This is a genomic window from Kitasatospora sp. NPDC015120 (assembly GCF_043080305.1).
Classification (GTDB): Bacteria; Actinomycetota; Actinomycetes; order Streptomycetales; family Streptomycetaceae; genus Kitasatospora.
The window spans coordinates 155,106-171,384 of record NZ_JBIBVJ010000010.1 but is presented as its reverse complement, the minus strand read 5'-3'; the positions used below and the strand labels follow the sequence as shown (position 1 = coordinate 171,384).

14 protein-coding genes are annotated in these 16,279 nt (G+C 76.6%); 6 read left to right on the top strand and 8 right to left on the bottom strand.

All coding sequences use genetic code 11. The features are described 5' to 3' along the window. Positions 1–25: 25 nt before the first annotated feature. A complete protein-coding gene (locus tag ACF1AK_RS22860) occupies positions 26–859 on the bottom strand; it encodes an ABC transporter permease subunit (RefSeq protein ID WP_391500659.1) in 834 nt (277 codons plus the stop codon). Beyond that, the gene (locus ACF1AK_RS22855; RefSeq protein WP_391500658.1) at positions 856–1,815 is read right to left on the bottom strand and encodes an ABC transporter ATP-binding protein; all 960 of its coding nucleotides are present in this window, start codon (positions 1,813–1,815) and stop codon (positions 856–858) included. Before ACF1AK_RS22855 ends, ACF1AK_RS22860 begins: the two co-directional genes overlap by 4 nt. A gap of 289 nt (positions 1,816–2,104) precedes the next feature. Here ACF1AK_RS22855 and ACF1AK_RS22850 point away from each other — a divergent pair, with 289 nt between their 5' ends. Continuing rightward, positions 2,105–3,217 carry a hypothetical protein gene (locus ACF1AK_RS22850; protein WP_391500657.1) on the top strand — a complete coding sequence of 371 codons (1,113 nt, stop codon included), beginning with the start codon at positions 2,105–2,107 and terminating at the stop codon, positions 3,215–3,217. Beyond that, positions 3,214–4,302, top strand: a complete 1,089-nt coding sequence (locus tag ACF1AK_RS22845; protein ID WP_391500656.1) for a polysaccharide pyruvyl transferase family protein — start codon at positions 3,214–3,216, stop codon at positions 4,300–4,302. Before ACF1AK_RS22850 ends, ACF1AK_RS22845 begins: the two co-directional genes overlap by 4 nt. 42 nt (positions 4,303–4,344) lie before the next feature. Here the strand turns inward: ACF1AK_RS22845 and ACF1AK_RS22840 are convergent, their stop codons facing one another. Genes ACF1AK_RS22840 through ACF1AK_RS22830 form a run of 3 tightly spaced genes read right to left on the bottom strand, consistent with a single transcriptional unit; the run spans position 4,345 to position 8,410 of the window. Further along, the gene (locus ACF1AK_RS22840) at positions 4,345–5,295 is read right to left on the bottom strand and encodes an ROK family protein (RefSeq protein ID WP_391500655.1); all 951 of its coding nucleotides are present in this window, start codon (positions 5,293–5,295) and stop codon (positions 4,345–4,347) included. After that, positions 5,292–7,397 (bottom strand): beta-galactosidase, encoded by a 2,106-nt coding sequence (locus ACF1AK_RS22835; protein ID WP_391500654.1) that lies wholly within the window; start codon positions 7,395–7,397, stop codon positions 5,292–5,294. Before ACF1AK_RS22835 ends, ACF1AK_RS22840 begins: the two co-directional genes overlap by 4 nt. Next, positions 7,394–8,410 (bottom strand): zinc-binding dehydrogenase, encoded by a 1,017-nt coding sequence (locus tag ACF1AK_RS22830; protein WP_391500653.1) that lies wholly within the window; start codon positions 8,408–8,410, stop codon positions 7,394–7,396. Before ACF1AK_RS22830 ends, ACF1AK_RS22835 begins: the two co-directional genes overlap by 4 nt. Positions 8,411–8,459: 49 nt before the next feature. On the opposite strand from ACF1AK_RS22830, the gene ACF1AK_RS22825 reads away from it, so the two are divergent. Beyond that, complete coding sequence (locus ACF1AK_RS22825) at positions 8,460–9,320, top strand: SDR family oxidoreductase (RefSeq protein ID WP_391500652.1); 861 nt, start codon at positions 8,460–8,462, stop codon at positions 9,318–9,320. A gap of 37 nt (positions 9,321–9,357) precedes the next feature. On the opposite strand, the gene ACF1AK_RS22820 is transcribed toward ACF1AK_RS22825, so the two are convergent. Genes ACF1AK_RS22820 through ACF1AK_RS22810 form a run of 3 tightly spaced genes read right to left on the bottom strand, consistent with a single transcriptional unit; the run spans position 9,358 to position 13,483 of the window. Beyond that, positions 9,358–10,593: a hypothetical protein gene (locus ACF1AK_RS22820; RefSeq protein WP_391500651.1), complete on the bottom strand. Its 1,236-nt coding sequence runs from the start codon at positions 10,591–10,593 to the stop codon at positions 9,358–9,360. Between the two features lie 8 nt (positions 10,594–10,601). Next, positions 10,602–11,510, bottom strand: coding sequence for an inositol monophosphatase family protein (locus ACF1AK_RS22815; RefSeq protein ID WP_391500650.1), 909 nt, complete (start codon positions 11,508–11,510; stop codon positions 10,602–10,604). Then, positions 11,507–13,483 carry an aminotransferase class III-fold pyridoxal phosphate-dependent enzyme gene (locus ACF1AK_RS22810; protein WP_391500649.1) on the bottom strand — a complete coding sequence of 659 codons (1,977 nt, stop codon included), beginning with the start codon at positions 13,481–13,483 and terminating at the stop codon, positions 11,507–11,509. The genes ACF1AK_RS22815 and ACF1AK_RS22810 overlap by 4 nt, the downstream gene beginning before the upstream one ends. A 245-nt stretch (positions 13,484–13,728) precedes the next feature. Between ACF1AK_RS22810 and ACF1AK_RS22805 the strand changes: the two genes are divergently transcribed. Genes ACF1AK_RS22805 through ACF1AK_RS22795 form a run of 3 tightly spaced genes read left to right on the top strand, consistent with a single transcriptional unit; the run spans position 13,729 to position 16,216 of the window. Then, positions 13,729–14,625 carry a PfkB family carbohydrate kinase gene (locus tag ACF1AK_RS22805; RefSeq protein WP_391500648.1) on the top strand — a complete coding sequence of 299 codons (897 nt, stop codon included), beginning with the start codon at positions 13,729–13,731 and terminating at the stop codon, positions 14,623–14,625. Further along, entirely contained in the window at positions 14,622–15,335 is a 714-nt protein-coding gene (locus ACF1AK_RS22800) for an HAD family hydrolase (protein WP_391500647.1), read from the top strand. The genes ACF1AK_RS22805 and ACF1AK_RS22800 overlap by 4 nt, the downstream gene beginning before the upstream one ends. Further along, a complete protein-coding gene (locus ACF1AK_RS22795) occupies positions 15,332–16,216 on the top strand; it encodes a glycosyltransferase family 2 protein (RefSeq protein WP_391500646.1) in 885 nt (294 codons plus the stop codon). The genes ACF1AK_RS22800 and ACF1AK_RS22795 overlap by 4 nt, the downstream gene beginning before the upstream one ends. Positions 16,217–16,279: the final 63 nt, after the last annotated feature.

Below are 16,279 nucleotides of genomic sequence, written 5' to 3'. Positions count from 1 at the left end.
TGGCCGGGCGGGCGGGCCCCGGGGCTCAGATCGCCAGGTCGCGGCGTTCCAGCAGGGCGAAGGCGGCGGCCAGCCCCGCCAGGCCGACGGCGGTCAGGACGACCAGCGAGGACCACGGAACGGTGCCGCCGACCAGCGCGTCGGCGGGCGTGTAGTAGTGGAAGGGACTGAGGTACCGCAGCGGCGCGGCCGGCTTCCAGGCGAGGGCCACGAAGTTGAGCGCGAACCCGACCGCGCCGAGGGCGACCGCGGCCCCGACCACGTGCGCCCGGCGCCGGCTCGCGGCCGAGACCGCCAGCACCGGCCCGGTCAGACAGAGGGTGAAGCCGCACCCCAGCAGTCCGGCGGCGAGCACCCCGCCGACCGGGACGGCGGCCCGCAGGTCCGGTGAGAGCACGACGCCGAGCGCCACCGTGGCGGTGGCCGCGGCGTTCAGCAGGACGGAGGCGGCGACCAGCGCGACGGTCCGCTCGGCCAGCAGCCGGCGGCGGGAGACCGGACGGGTCATCAGCAGTTCGACGGTGCCGGACTCGACGTCGGCGGCGACGGCCGCCGCGCCCAGCGCGCCGATGGCGGTGAGCTGGAGCGCGATCCAGAACGGGTGGGTGAGCCCGGCGCCGAGCAGGCCGGGGTAGCTGGCGATGGAGACGTCCCCGCTGGAGCCGCTGAACGCCTTGAAGGCGTCCGGGGGGTTCGCCGCGCCGCCGAACAGGTCGGTGGGCGGCACCGTCCCGGTGATCACGACGATCAGGGCCTCGAAGACGACCATGCCGAGCACCAGCGACAGCAGCATCCGGCGCCGGCGGTGCAGGGCCAGCCAGACCAGGGGCAGCCGCCGGCTGACGCCGCCCCGGCTCATGACCGCTCCTCGACGCCGGGGCCGCTGCCGGGGGCGGCGGCAGGCTCCTCACCGGTCCGGTAGAGGTCGAGGAAGGCCTCGTCCAGACCGGCCTCCTCGACCGTGAGGTCGCCCACCGGCAGGGCCGCGAGCAGGCCGCGCACCGCCGCCACGACATCGTCCGGCGGCACCAGGAGCTCCACCCTGGGCCCGTCCCAGCGCGGGGACCAGCGTTCGGCCGTGCCGAGCGGCCGCTCGCCCCGCCCGTCGGCGAGCACCAGCCGGATCCGCCGGGCCCGGGCCCGGCGCAGCGCGGCCACCGACTGGACGGCCACCAGCCGCCCGCCGCGGATGATCGCCACCCGGCCGCAGGCCCGCTGCACCTCGGGCAGGACGTGGCTGGAGAGCAGCACCGTGCGGCCCGCCGCCGTCTCCTCGGCGAGGAGTTCGAAGAAGACCTCCTGGACCAGCGGGTCCAGGCCCTCGGTGGGTTCGTCGAGGACGGTGAGGGCCGGGCGGTGCTGCAGGGCCTGGACCAGCCCCAGCTTCTGCTTCATGCCCCGCGAGTACGCCCCGACCGTCTTGTCCAGGTCGGCCCGGGACAGGCCCAGCCGGGTGCAGAGCTCGGCCTGCCGGGGCGCGGGGGCGCCCTGGAGGTTCGCCAGCAGGTCGAGCGTCTGACGGCCGGTGAGTTCGGGGTAGAGCCGCAGTTCGCCCGGGAGGTAGCCGATGGACGGCGCCACCCGGCGGTGGTCGGCCACCGGGTCCAGGCCCAGGATCCGCACCGCGCCGGCGCTCGGCCTGAGCAGCCCGACCAGACAGCGCAGCGTGGTGGTCTTCCCCGCGCCGTTGGGCCCGAGCAGTCCGAACACCTCGCCCGTGCCGATGTCGAGGTCCAGGCCGTCGACCCCGACGCTGCGCCCGTAGCGCTTGGTCAGCGATCTGAGCTCGATCGCCGCCGTGCCCGCAGCGGACATGCTCCACCTCCCGTGGTGAGCGCGGCTCCATGGTTCCCCGTCCGGGCGGCGGCGAACCGGGCTGCCGGCTCCCCCACCCTGCCGTTCGCCGCGGTCCGGCGCACGGGGCCGAACGGACCGCCCGCCCGGGCCCACCGGCCCCTGCGACCGCGGCTGACCCGCCCGGGTGGACACCGGGCGGGCCGTGCCCGGGCGGCCGGGGCGGGGCGGTGGCGCCCTGGTACAAGCGGAGCGTGGGCGGCCGGCCGGGTGGGGACGCGCGCCGGGCGGCTCCCGGAGAGGCGGAGGAATGATCGTCGAGGATGTCAGGTGCGAACCCGTCACGGACGGCCGGCGGTTGTCGGCGGCGGTCCGGGCCGGGACGCGGCTCCCGTCGGCCCGGCTGCACTTCACGGTGCCGGGCGGCGAGGACGGCTGGCTGCCCGAGCGCGGCGACGCCTTCCTCGCCGCGCTGCTGATGCCGGCGATGAGCCTCGGCGAGGAGCTGGTGGTCGACGCCCCGGTCTCGGCCCGGCTGCTGCGGTCGGCGCGGACCGTGGCGGCCGTCTACGCGGCCTGGTGGGAGCAGCTGCGCGAGGTCCGGGTGACGGCGGGCGAGGTCGACGAGGCGCGGCGCGGGCCGGAGCGCGTCGGGCTGTTCTTCACCCTGGGCGTGGACTCCTTCTACAGCCTGCTCGGGGACGGCGAGCACCGCGCCGAACCCGGCCACCGGCCGGTGACCGACCTGCTGTTCGTCAACTTCGACCAGCACGCCGGCCCCGACCAGGACGAGCTGCTCGGCCGGGTCCGGCAGGTGGCCGCCGGGACCGGCTGCCGGGCCCTGGCCGTGGAGACCGACGTGCGCGCCTTCACCGCCCCGCTGGTCCGCTGGGAGGACTTCCACGGAGCGGCGCTCGCCGCCACCGCGCTGGCGCTGCAGGGCCTGCTCGGCCGCTGCCTGATCGCGGCCAGCTTCGACTACCGCCGGCTGCCGCCGTACGGCTCGCACCCGGTGCTGGACCACCTGTGGTCCACCGAGGCGCTGGAGGTCGTCCACGACGGTGCGGACGCCACCAGGGCGCAGAAGGTGGCACGCCGCCTGGCGCGCTCCGACCTGGCGCTGCGGAACCTGGCGGTGTGCTGGCGCGGCCGGCCCGGGCGCAACTGCGGGGCGTGCGAGAAGTGCCTGCGGACCATGGTCGCCCTCGAACTGGCCGGGGTGCTCCCGCGCTGTGCGACGCTGCCTGCCGTGCTCGACCCCGACCGGCTGCGCAGCGTCCCGGTGAGCACGGCCGACGCCCGGGACGCGATGCGCGAGGCCGCGGCCGACGCCGCCGCCCGGGGCCGCCCCGATCTCGCGCAGGCAGCCGCGCAGGCGGCGGACGGCCCCGGTCCGGTGCCCCCGGCGGCGGTGGCCCGGTGACCGGGACCGGCCGGTGGGCCGACAGCCGGAGCCGGCTCGCGCGGACCGTCGGCGAGCTGGTCGGGCCGCCGGGCCCCTGCGCGCTGCTGGGCTTCCCGTACTACGCCAACGTCGGCGACAGCGCGATCTGGCTGGGGGTGCGCGCGCTGCTCGCCGAGCTGGGCGCCGAGGTCGTCTACACCGCCGACCACCACGACTTCTGCGAGGCGGCGCTCGCCGCGCGGCTGCCGAGCGGAACCATCCTGTTCACCGGCGGCGGCAACCTGGGCGACCTGTGGCCGAGCCACCAGCGGATGCGCGAACGCGTGATCGGCGCCTTCCCGGGACACCGGATCGTCCAGCTGCCGCAGTCGCTGCACTTCGGCGACCCGGCCGCGCTGGACCGGGCCCGGGCCGTCTTCGACGCGCATCCCGACCTGGTGCTGCTGCTGCGCGACGAGCCGAGCCTGCGCGCGGCCCGCCGGGCCTTCCGCACCCCCTCCGTGCTCGCCCCGGACTGCGCGTTCGCGATGACCGGCCTGCCCCGCCTCGCCCCGCCCGAGCGGCGGATCCTGTGGCTGCGGCGCGAGGACCACGAGTCGGCCGCCGCGCACGAGCCCGGCGGTCCGCCGGCGGACGCCGGGGTGCACCGGACGGACTGGACCGCGCAGCAGGGCGCCGACGCGGGCTGGGCCGCCGCACTGCGGGCCGTGCGGCAGCGGATCGAGAAGGCCTCCGCGGAGGTCCGCGCGACGGCGGGAGACGGGGCGGCGGGAGACGGGGCGGCGGCCGAGCTCGCCGACGCCCGGGACCGTCATGCCGAGCTCCAGCTCCGGCGCGGCTGCCGGCTGCTCGGCAGCGCCTCGGCGGTGGTCACCGACCGGCTGCACGGCCATCTGCTGAGCCTGCTGCTGGGCCTGCCGCACGTCGTGGTCGACGACCGGTACGGGAAGATCAGCGGCTACTGGCAGACCTGGGGCCACGACCGGCACCACGCGGTGGCCCGGCGCGAGCCGGACGCCGAGCGGGCGCTGCGGACGGCGGCCGCCCTGCTCGCCGACCCGGCCACGCCCCGGCCGGCCCGGACCGGCGTCCGGACCGGCTGAGCGGCGCGCCACCGGGGCCCGGCGTCGGCGCAGGGCCCGGTGTCAGCGCGCACGGTCGAGCGCCAGCAGCGCCGCGCCGACCGCCCCGGCGTCGGCGGCGAAGCGGGCCGCCAGCACGGGCACCGGCGGGCGGTCACCGGGCGCGTACAGCCGGCGGGCGAACTCGGCGCGCGCCGGGGCGAGCAGCAGGTCCCCCGCGGCGACCGGCCCGCCTCCGACGACCACCACCGCCGGGTCGAACACATTGGCCAGCGCGGCCAGTCCGACGCCGGTCAGCGTGCCCACCCGGTCCATGATCTCCAGTGCCTGTCCGTCGCCGCCGCGCGCGGCGGCCGTGACGGCCTCGCCGGCGCCCGCCCGCTCCCCGCCGATCAGCCGGGCCAGCGGCGAGGCCGGCCGGGCCGCCGCCTCCCGCAGCCCGCGCCGGCCGATGGCGGCGCCGGAGGCCGCCTCGCCCCAGCACCCCCGGTTGCCGCACTCGCACAGCGGCCCCCCGGGCTCGACGATCAGGTGGCTGGCCTCGGCGGCGAAACCGTGCGCGCCGTGCAGCAGCCGCCCGCCCACGATCACGCCGCACCCCAGGCCGGTGCCGAGCGTCACCAGCACCACGTCCTCGTGCCCGCGCCCCGCACCGAGGCGGTACTCGGCCCACGCGGCGGCGTTGGCGTCGTTGTCGGTCACCACCGGCAGGCCCACGGCGTCCGCGATCGGCTCCCGCAGCGGGGCGCGGGCGAAGTGCAGCCCGGGGGCGAAGGCCAGTGCGCCGGTCCGGGCGTCGACCATCCCCGGCAGCCCGACGCCGACGGCGGCGGCCCGCTCGCCGCGCACCCGCGCCACCAGGGCGGCGACGGCGGCGACCAGCTCCTGCGCCGTGCGGCGCGGCGTGGCGCAGCGGGCGCGCGCCGCGACCGTGCCGTCGGCCGTGATCCGCACCGCCGCGATCTTGGTGGCGCCGACGTCGATGCCGACCGCCTCGGCCCGGGGCACGGTCACGACCCCTCCGCCAGGACCACGCGGGCCTCGCCCTGCGCGGCGGCGGTGCGCACCTCGAAGCCGCCCGGCCCGCGGAGGGCGGACAGGTCGCACGGCCGGTCGGCGCTCAGCAGGTCGCTCCCCACCCCGACCCGGACCGGTGTCCCGGCGCCGGTCCGCTCGTTCAGCCCCTTCACGTAGCACGCCCCGAGCCGTCCGTGCGCGACCTGGACGACGGCGCAGCCGCCCGCGGCCAGGTCGGCGGTGACCAGGTGCTCCCCGCACGCGGTGCGGGCCCGCAGCGGGGCGTCCGTGCGGTTGAAGAGGAAGACCAGCTCCTCGTCGGGGTCCCGGGCGGCCCTGCGCAGTTCGAGCCAGGGCGCCGGTCTGCCCCGCACGGCGGCGGCGCTCCCGGCCAGCCAGTCCTCGACGGCCGCGCCGACGCTCCGCCCGCCGGGCACCACCGCGACCGCGGCGCTGCGCAGCGCGGCGTCGGCGAGCTCGGTGCAGCGGTTCAGGTCCTCGTCCAGTGCGGGCGGTTCGCCCACCAGGAGGAGCGCTCCGCCGTGCGCGGCGAAGGCGGCGAGCCGCCGTTGCAGGGCCCGTTCCATGAAGCGGGCCGAGGTGGTGGCCAGCGGCCCCGCCGCGGGGTCGAGCGGGCTGCGGCCGGTGAGTTCGGTCAGCCGGAAGGGCAGGTTGCGGTGCAGGCAGTGCGTGACGAAGGGCACCAGGGTGCGGTCGGCCGAGGGCACCGGCCGCTCGCCGTCGCGCGCCCAGTCCCAGGCGCCGATCGCGGCGTACGGCGGATGCACGCCCCACCGCACGCCGGGCTCCGGGCGGGAGAGGGCCAGCGCCTCCTGCCGCCCGGCCAGGAAGTGGGTCAGCACCCGCAGCGCGGCGAAGGCCGGGCCGGGGCCGGCGTCCAGCCGGACCGGGGCGCCGTCGCCGTACGGCGCCTCGAAGGGCACGGGATCGCCGGCCGTCCGCGCCAGCCACGTGCGGTCCACCGCGAGGTGCGGGCCCCAGCCCTCGGTGGCGCAGGCCGGGTAGACGCTGATGCCGGTCGCCCCGCAGGCCACGCCGAGCAGGGTGTGGTGGACCGGGACCACCGGGAACGCACAGCCCGGCTCCGCCCAGCGAAGGCCCCAGTTCTCCTCGATGTTGGGGCCCGGCCCGGCCTTGGCCGCCAGGACGTAGCCGATCAGGGCCTCCTCGTCGGTGAGCACGTCGCCCGTCCAGCTGGTGTAGGCGCGGGGCAGGGCGCCGGCCGCGCCGATCCGGTTCCTGGCCAGCCAGGCGTCGTGGCGGCCGGCCGCCCGGCCGGGGACGCGCTCGGCCCTGGCCGGCGGCGCGCAGGTGGTGAAGACGGGCAGGTCCGGTGCGAGCGCCCCGGCCCAGCCCGCCATCCCGGCGGCCAGCACCTCGGCGGACCACCGGCCCCAGCCGATCTGGGAGCGGAGCCCGTCGGCGCCGGTGCCGGTGGGCGGGGTCAGGCCGGGGGCGAAGCGGGCGAAGGCGTCGGCGCCCGGCGGGGCGTAGTCGAGTGCGTCGATCGGCAGCGCGCTCTCCCCGTAGTGCCCCTCGTTGCCGATCTGGGCGGCGACGACCGGGCCGCGCGGATGCGCGAAGGGGCGCAGGAAGCGGCCGACGGCGCGCAGCCAGCCGGCCGCGTCGGCGAGGAACGCCGGGTCCAGGGCGGAGGGCAGCGGGTGCTGCTGGCAGGTCAGCGGCCGGCCGTCGGCGGACCGGGCGGCGGGCCGCCGGGGGTCGAGGGCGGGGCTGAGCCGGTCGGGCAGTCCGCCGAAGGGCAGTTCGGCGTGGACGAAGGGGCCCGGCTTCACCACCGCGAGCAGCCCGGCGGCCGCGACCAGGTGCAGGAAGCCGGCCAGGTCGCGGTTGCCGTCCCCCTCGAAGCACCACCGCCGGGCGCCGTCGGCCCCGGCGACCTCGTGGTGCCGCCAGGGGACGTAGCAGGTCACCACCTCGATGCCGGCCTCGCGCACGGCCGCCAGCTTGGCCGCCCACCGCCCGGGGCGGTCCCGGTAGTAGGGGTACTCGCCGGTGATCAGGAACCGGGGCCGCCCGTCCAGCCACAGCGTTCCGTCGACGAAGCGGGGCCTCACGGGGCGAGGCCCTCGCCGCCGGCGAGCAGGACCTTCATGGCGCTGTAGCCGGCCGCCGGTGCGAGGGCCAGCAGCGCCAGGGCCTCGGCGCAGCGTTCCAGCGGCAGCACATGGGTCACCAGTGATTCCAGCGGCAGTTCCCGTGCGAGGTCCACCGCCAGGGCGAAGTCCGCCGGGCGGTACGGTCCGGCCCCCACCAGCCGGATGCCCCTGGTCACCAGGGCCCGCAGCGGCACGGTGGCGACGCCGGTCTCCTTCTCCCCCATCACCACGACGGTGCCCCCGGCCGCCACCGCGCCGAGCACGTCCCCGGGCAGCGTCCCGGTGGTGTCGATGGCCACGTCGGGCCGGCCCGCCCCGGCGGCCTCCTCGGCGGGCAGCACCCGGACCGTGCGCGGCAGCAGCAGCCGGGCGAGGGCCACCCGGCCCGGATCGCGCTCGGCCAGGGTGACCCTGGCGCCGCGCCGGGCCAGCACCAGTGCGCACAGCGCCCCGATCGGGCCGGCGCCGACCACGAGCACCCGGTCGTCCCAGCGCGGCCGGGCCGCCGCCAGGTTGTTCAGCACGCAGGCGAGCGGCTCCACCAGGGCCCCGCGCCGGTAGGACACCGAGGCGGGCAGGCGGTGGACGAAGCGCTCGGGCACGACGGCGAAGCCCGCCATCGTGCCGTCCCGGTCGACGCCGACCTCGCGGCCCGCCTTCGCCCCGCAGTGGGCCGGCATCCCGCGCCGGCAGGGGCGGCACCGGTCGCAGTGGTAGGTCGGGTTGATCACCACCCGGTCGCCCGGTGCCACCGAGCCGACGCCCGCTCCGACCGCCGCCACCGCGCCGGCCGCCTCGTGCCCCAGCACCACCCCGCGGCGGGCGGGGAACTCGCCCAGCAGGATCGCCCGGTCCGTGCCGCAGATCCCGGTGGCCGCCACCGCGACCAGGACCTCGCCCGCCCCGTAGGCGGGGACCGCGCGGTCGTGGATGCCGGGCACGCCCACGTCCTCGAACACGACGGCCTTCATCGCAGCCTCCCACCGGATCGTTCGTCAACGGTCCCATACGATGTCCGATATGAACGCATTCTGGCGGCCGAGCGGGTGGCCGCCCCCGCCGGAATCCCGGCTGAGGATCCTGCTGCTCGGTGCGTCGGGATTCGTCGGCGGCGGCCTGTGGAGCCACCTGGCCGCCCGTCACGAGGTGGTCGGCACGTACGCCACCCGGCCGGCCCCCGGACTGGTGCGGCTGGACCTGCGGGACGAGTCCCGGCTGGCGGCGCTCGCGGCCGGCGGCTTCGACCTCGTCGTGCACGCGGCCGGCCTGGTCCCCCTGGAGCAGGCCGAGGCCGATCCGGAGCTGGCCCACCGCCTCAACGTCCGCCCCGTCGAGGTGCTGCTGGACGCCGTGCGCGGCTCGGCGGCGAAGCTGCTCCTGCTCTCCAGCGACAACGTCTTCGACGGCACCCGGGAGCAGTACACCGAGGCGGACCTCCGCGCCCCGGTGAACGTCTACGGGCGGACCAAGGCGGCGGCGGAGGACCTGCTGCTCGCCGAGGGCGGCCACCTGGCCGTGCGGATCCCGATGGTCTTCGGGCGAGGACCCTGGGCCAACACCTTCCTGGCCCGCCTGGCCGGACCGGCCACCGCCGCCCGCACCGACCTGGTCTGCGCCCCCGTCTACCTGCCCAGCCTCGGCCCGGCGCTGAGCCGGCTGTGGGACCGCACGGGCATGCTGCACTACGGCGGCGCCGACGTGGTGACCCGCTACGAGCTGATGTCCCGGGTCCGGCGGGCCCTGGCACTGCCGACCCGGGTGGTGCCCACGGAGCACGACGGCCCCGGCTGCCGCCGCCCCCCGCGGCTGGTGCTGCGCAGCACCCGGCACGGCCTGCTGGGCCCCGGGCTGGACGAAGCGCTCGCGCATCTGGCGGCATGACCCGGGGGAAGGCGGGGCCGGCGCGGCCGGCCGGTGCCTAGGGCAGGTGGTCGGCGACCAGCGCGAGGTGGCTCCCGGCGTCCACGCCGCCGGGGCGGCCGAGCCGGGCGGCGAGGTCGTTGAGCAGCAGGGTGCCGAGCAGGTAGTGGCCGAGCGCGAGTTCGGCGGGCGGGGAGTCCCGGCCCCGCAGGTCGGGTTTGGGCTTGCGGTCGGAGAGGCGGCACGGCGCCTCCGCCAGGACGTGCAGGGCGTGCGTCAGCAGCAGCCGGTCCCGCCAGCCCGGGTCGTCGCGGAAGAGGTCCGACAGGCCGTCATGGGCCGCCAGCCGGGGCAGGAAGCGGTGGATCGCCGCGCGGTAGCCCGGGAACACCGGCCGGCGGAAGCCCACCCGGTAGCCGTGCTCCGTCCTGCGCACCGAGAAGCCCGTGCGCAGGGCGGGGTCCCACACGGTGAGGCTGAACAGCGTCTTCGCCAGGTCGTAGACCGGGTCCCACGGCTCGACGGAACCGCGCGGATCGATCAGCCGGAAGTCCTCGGCCGCCGCGCCGGGGCGGGCGGAGAGCAGTACGTTGCGCGTGTTGGCGTCACCGTGGGCGGGGGCCATCAGCCGGGCGGGCTCCAGCCGCGCCAGCCGCCCCGCCAGCCGTTCCAGGACCAGCTGCGGGGCCTCGCAGGGGACGCCGTTGACCGTGAGCCGCCCGGCGCCCATCAGCTCCGCCGGCAGGGCCCGGCGCAGCACGGGCAGCCGTCGCAGGAAGCGGCCCAGCACGACGTCCGCCAGGTGGCCGGCCGGGGTGGGGTGGGAGCGCACGGCGTACCCGTCCAGGACGAGGGCCTGGACGAGGGCCGTGTACCGGCGGAAGAACTCCCCGGTGCCGTGCGGCGACTCCCGCAGGGGGGCCGCCAGGTCCGCGGAGTCGTAGTACGGCGTCGTGCAGGCCGACCAGCCGTCACCGTCGAGGACGTGCGGGACCGGCAGGTAGTGCGCCGCCAGCCGCGGTGCCAGGGTGCGCAGCAGCTCGATCTGGCGCAGCTTGCGGCGGAAGGACACCAGGTCGTGGCCGTCCACGGCGCCGGGCGCGGGCACCAGGACCTTGACCACCAGGGCCTCCCCGGCGGGGGTGAGGGCCCGGTGGACCCGGGCCGGGGAGCCGCCGTCCAGGATCTCGTCCCCGATGGTGAGGCCGAGGGTCCCGGCGACGGCGGCCAGGGCCGTCCGCCCGGTCCACCCGCCGGGCGGGCGGGGGGAGGTGACGTGCCGGTGATCGGTCACCGTCCCTCCTACCAGCGGATCGAGTCGATCAGCGCCGCGTGCAGCCGGGGCGTGCAGGCGGCGATGCAGGAACGCTGGTTCAGCGGGCCGATGTCCAGCAGCAGGGTGTCGTGCAGCGGTTTGCCGTAGGCATCGGTGATGGTGACCCCGGCGCGTTCCGCGAGGTGGACCGAGGCGGCGATGTCGTAGGGGAACAGGTGCAGCACGCTCCCGTGGCCGACCCGGCGGAAGTCCGCCTCGGTCTCGGGGCGGTCGCGCAGCAGCCGGTTGCCGATGTCGACGTAGGCGTCCATCTGGCCGGTGATGATCCGGGAGATGGAGAAGGAGGCGCTGTTGAAGACGTACACGCCGCCGGTGTTGGCCGAGGCGTCGATCAGATGGCCGTACGACCCGATCATCAGCTCCGCCGGGTGGCCGTTGAACTCCAGCGACCAGAACATCCGCCCGGGATCGGTGGTGGCGGACAGCCGGGGCACCGGGGCGGGGAAGCCGCCGGACTCGATGCCGGGGCCGTGCTCGTCGGCGTAGAGCCAGTGGCCGGTCTTGATCTCCTGGAGCATCGCGTAGCGGATGTCGCCGATGGTGGGCGCCTCGGTGAACGGGGCCGCGGCGATGGAGACGCAGGCCATCTCCAGGTCGGCGGCGGCGCCGCGGGTCCCGTCGATGGGGTCGATGATCAGCACGTGTCCGGGTGCCCGGCCGATGGTGCGCAGCCCCTCGCTCTCGGTGTAGACGGCCACCGGCTCGCCGCGCTCCCGCAGGAAGTCCCAGGCGGCGCGCTCCGCGAGCACGTCGACGGGAAACTCGGCGTCGCCGCCCTTGGCCGTGCCCGCCACGTAGCGGCTGCCGACCTCGTGCAGTCCCTCGCGCACGGCCGCCCGGATCCGCCCGGACAGCTCCTGGACGAGGCCCCTCATGAGACCGAGAGGAAGAGTCGTTCCAGCAGGTCGCACATCTCGTCCGCCTCCTGACGGGTCATGATCAGTGCCGGGCGGACCTTCAGCACGTTGCCGTGCCCGTAGAGCGAGGTCCGCAGCAGCAGTCCGTGGTCCATGCCGCGTTCGGCGAGGTGGTTGGTGAGCCGGGCGTCGGGGCGGCCGTCCCGGTCCACGACGTCGATGCCGATCATCAGCCCGACGCCGCGCACCTCCCGGACGAACGGCACCTTCCCGGCGAGGTCGCGCAGCCGGGCGAGCACGTGCCCGCCGACCTCGCGCACGTTCTCCAGGAAGCCGGGGCGGCCGATGATCTCGACGGTCTTCAGCGCGGCCGCGGCGGCCAGCACGTTGCCACCGAAGGTGGAGTTGATGTGGTGTCCCTCCACCCCGGTCAGCCGCTCCTCGGTCAGGATGCCGGCGATCGGCATGCCCGCGCCGCCGAGGCCCTTGCCGAAGGTCATCATGTGCGGGGCGACGCCGAAGTGGTCGGCGGCGAACATCCGGCCGGTGCGCCCGAAGCCGGTCTGGATCTCGTCGAAGACCAGCACGATGCCGCGTTCCTCGCACAGGTCCTTGAGCGCCCGCAGGTAGCCGTCCGGCGGGACGACATTGCCGCCGTTGCCGCTGATCGGCTCCAGCACCACGCAGGCCACCCGGCCGGTGCTCGCGTAGTCGATGAAGTCGTTGATCCGCTCGACGCACAGCAGGCCGCAGGTCGCCCGCTCCTGCCGGTAGAAGCAGCGCAGGCAGTGCGGGTCGGGGACGTGCACGACGCCGGGCAGGTGCGAGGGGAAGGGGGTGCGCCGGAACGCGGCGCCGGAGGCCCCGATCATGCCGAGGGTCTGGCCGAGGTGGCCGCGGAAGAGGGTGACCACATCGGACTTCCCGGTGTGCACCTGGGCGATCTTGACGGCGCTCTCGTTGGCGTCGGAGCCGCTCGCCGACTTCAGGTGCACCCGGGTGAGGTTCGCCGGGGAGACCTCGGCCAGCTTGGCCACCAGCGCGTTCAGCGGCTCGGTCTGGAACTTGGAGGTGACGTGGATCAGCCGGCCGGCCTGCTCGCGGACCACGTCGACGATCTCGGGGTGGGCGTAGCCCAGGCTCAGGTTGAACGTCCCCGAGGAGCAGTCGAGATAGCGCCGGCCGTCCTCGCCGTAGAGGTACACGCCCTCGCCCCCGGCCACCCGCAGGTCGTCCGGCCGGTAGTAGTAGTGCTGGAGCGCGGCCGCGGCGTCCCCGCCGGGCGGGGAGTGCGGGGCGGCGGCGGTGCGTGCCGCGGAGCTGGCCTGGCGCATCGGTCTTCCTCCGACAATTCCTGGCAGATCGACCTGCTCGAACGATTCGAACCGCAGATCCGCTTCCTGGAGATCGAGTTCGGCGGTCATCGCGTTCGGTACCGCGACGCACCGGATTCCGGCCCGTTTCGCGGCGCGCACGCCGCTGGGGGAATCCTCGAAGGCGACCGCCCGCTCGGCCGGAATTCCCAGCGAGGCGAGCGCCGCGACATAGAGGTTCGGCTCCGGTTTGGCGCTGGCCCGGTCACCGTCGGCGCACTGCACGGTGCTCCACCCGTCGGCGAGTCCGCATTGCCGCGCATAGCGCGCGACCCATTCCCGGGTGGAGTTGCTGACGATCCCCCGGGAGATCCCGAGGGCGTCGACCGCGCCCAGGACCCGGTGCACACCGGGCCTGCCGCACAGTCCGCCGAGCAGCTCGCGCTGCCGGTGGCGGACCCGCCGCTGCAGTTCGCGGCGGTCCGCCGTGCAGCCGGTGGCCCGTTCGAGCTGGGTCCACAGGTCGGAGCCGATGGTTCCGACGAGCGAGGACCACACCTCGGCCGGGAGCTGGTGGCCGAATTCCCGGAAAACCTCCGCGTGCGCGCGGAATATCTCGGCCTCAGGATCCCACAGCGTCCCGTCGAAATCGAAGAGAATCGCATCCACGTCCTTCACCCGGACACCTCCGTCGAGCGGCGGCGAACGGCCGCGCGGCCAGGGGTTCGTGCACGGAGCCGAGGCACCGAGCGTCCATCATCGCGTGGCCCACCCGGTCCCGCCATTCATGGTTCCGCCGACCGGTGCCCGCCCCATGGTTCGTCGGCGTACCCACGATCGGCGCACGGCTCGGTGCGTACCCGGAAGGACGGTGGTCGACTGGGAGCGACGCCCTGGAGGACCGGAGCGAGAGCCGAGGAGCGATGGACGAAGACACCCGCCCGACCCGTACGACGGCCCGTGCCGGCGCTCCCCGGCCCCGGGTGGCCGTGGTGGGGCACGTCGAATGGACCACGATCGCGGGGCTCGACCGGGTGCCCGGCGCCGGGGAGGTGGTCCACGCGCACCGGCTCTGGCAGGGCCCGGCCGGCGGCGGCGCGGTCGCGGCCGTCCGGCTGGCCGAACTGGCCGGGGACTGCGCCTTCTTCACCGCCCTCGGCGACGACCACGCCGGGCGGCGCTCGCGGGCCGAACTGGAGCACCGCGGCGTACGGGTCCTGGCCGCGCCGCGCCCCGGCCCCACCCGCACCGCCGTGAGCATGGTCGACCGGTCCGGCGAACGCACCACCGTCACCCTCGGCGAACGCCTGCAGCCGGCCGCCGAGGACCCCTTCGACTGGACGCAGCTCGCCTCCCTGGACGCGGTGTTCTTCACCGCCGGGGACGCCGCCCTGCTGCGCCGGGCCCGGCGGGCGCGGGTGCTCGTGGTGACGGCGCGCGAGTTCACCACCGTGCTGGAGTCCGGCGTGCGGGTCGACGCGCTGGTGGGCAGCGGCTGCGACCCGGCCGAGCGCTGCGACCCGGCGCTGCTGCGCCGGCTGCCGGACCTGGTGGTCAGCACCGAGGGCCGCCACGGCGGCGTGTTCACCTGCTGCAACCAACCCCCTCGCCGCTACCGGCCCGCCCACGCCCCGGGCCCCCTGGTCGACACCTACGGGGTCGGGGACAACTTCGCGGCCGTCCTCACCTACGCGCTCGCCACCGGCAGGACCACGGCCGACGCCCTGGACCTCGCCGCCCGGCACGGCGCGGCCTGCACCACCCAGCGGGGCCCGTTCACCGCCGGGCCCGCCCCTCGGCGACCGGCGGCCCGGGTATGACGCGGCTGCTGCTCCTGTGGGACATCGACGGCACACTGATCGACGGCGACCACGTCTGCGAGGCCCTCTACCCGAGCGCCTTCGAGCGCCTCACCGGCCGGCCGGCACGTCACCGCGTCAGCATCGCCGGGAGGACCGAACTCGACATCATGGACGAGCTGTTCGCCCGGCACGGCGTCGGCGGGGTCGGCCCGGAGCGGGTCACCGCCGAGCTGGCCGCCCGGCTGCGCGAACGGGCCGCCGAGCTGCGGGCCGCCGGACGGGCCCTGCCGGGTGCCGTCGAAGCCCTGCGGGCGCTGGCGGCGCGGGCCGACGTGACCCAGTCCGTGCTGACCGGGAACCTGCGGGCCAACGCCGCGCTGAAGCTGGGGCTGTTCGGGCTGGCGGAGTTCCTGGACCTCTCCGTCGGTGCGTACGGCGACGACGCGCGCGAACGGGCCGCCCTCGTCCCGGTGGCGCGGCGGCGCGCGGCGGCGGCGCACGGACACCCCTTCGACGCCGACAGCACCGTCCTGATCGGCGACACCCCGCGCGACGTGGCCGCGGGACGCGCCGGAGGGGCGCGGGTGGTCGCCGTCGCCTCGGGCGCGAGCAGCGCCCACGCGCTGCGGGCGGCGGGGGCGGACACGGTGCTGGCGGACCTGCGCGACACCGCCGCGGTGCTCCGCGCCGTCCGGGCGCCGGGGCCGGCCGCGCGGAGCCTCGGATGAGCGGGGCCGCCCGGCCGGTGCGCCTGGTCTCGGTGGTCGTCCCGGCGCGCAACGCCGAGCCGACGATCGCCACCCAGTTGGAGGCCCTGGGCCGGCAGACCTATCCGGACCCGTGGGAGGTCATCGTCGTCGAGAACGGGTCCACCGACGGCACCCGCGGGCTGCTGCGGTCCTGGCAGCGGCGGATGCCCCGGCTGAGGGTGGCCTTCGCCGGGGCCGCCGGCGTCAACCGGGCGCGCAACCTCGGGTGCCGGCAGGCCGACGGCGAGTTCGTGCTGCTCTGCGACGCGGACGACGTGGCGGCCCCCGGCTGGGTGGCGGCCCTGGTCGACGCCCTGCGGACCAGCCCGGCCGTCGGCGGCGCCCTCGAACGCCGGCTGCTCAACGGTCCGGTGGCGCTCGCCGCGCGGCCGCCGAAGAAGGCCCCCGCCCTGCTGGACACCTTCGGCTTCCTGCCCTATCCGGCGGGCGCCAACTGCGGTTTCCACAAGGAGCTGTGGAGCCGGCTGGGCGGCTTCGACGAGAGCTACCGGGGCGGCGGTGACGACGCCGAGTTCTTCTGGCGCGCCCAGCTGGCCGGCTACCGGCTGGCGTTCGCCCCCGACGCGGTCGTGCACTACCGGCACCGCAGCGACACCCGGGCCATCGTCCGGCAGGCCTACGGCTTCGGGCGTTCGCACCCCAAGCTCTACCGCGACTTCGCCGCCGCCGGCATGCCGTCCTCGCCGCCGGCCGAGGCCGCCGGCGCCTGGTGCAGACTCCTGGCCCGCGCCCCCGACCTGCTCGGCCCGACCGACCGGCGCGCCGCCCTGCTGGCCCAGCTCGCGCTGCGCGCGGGCCGGGCCGCCGGCAGCGCCAGACACCGCCGGTGCTACCTGTGAGCCGCTCCCGGCCCGCCGGCGAGGAGGGCCGGCCGCTCCGTCCGGAGGGCGCGCCCCCGCGCC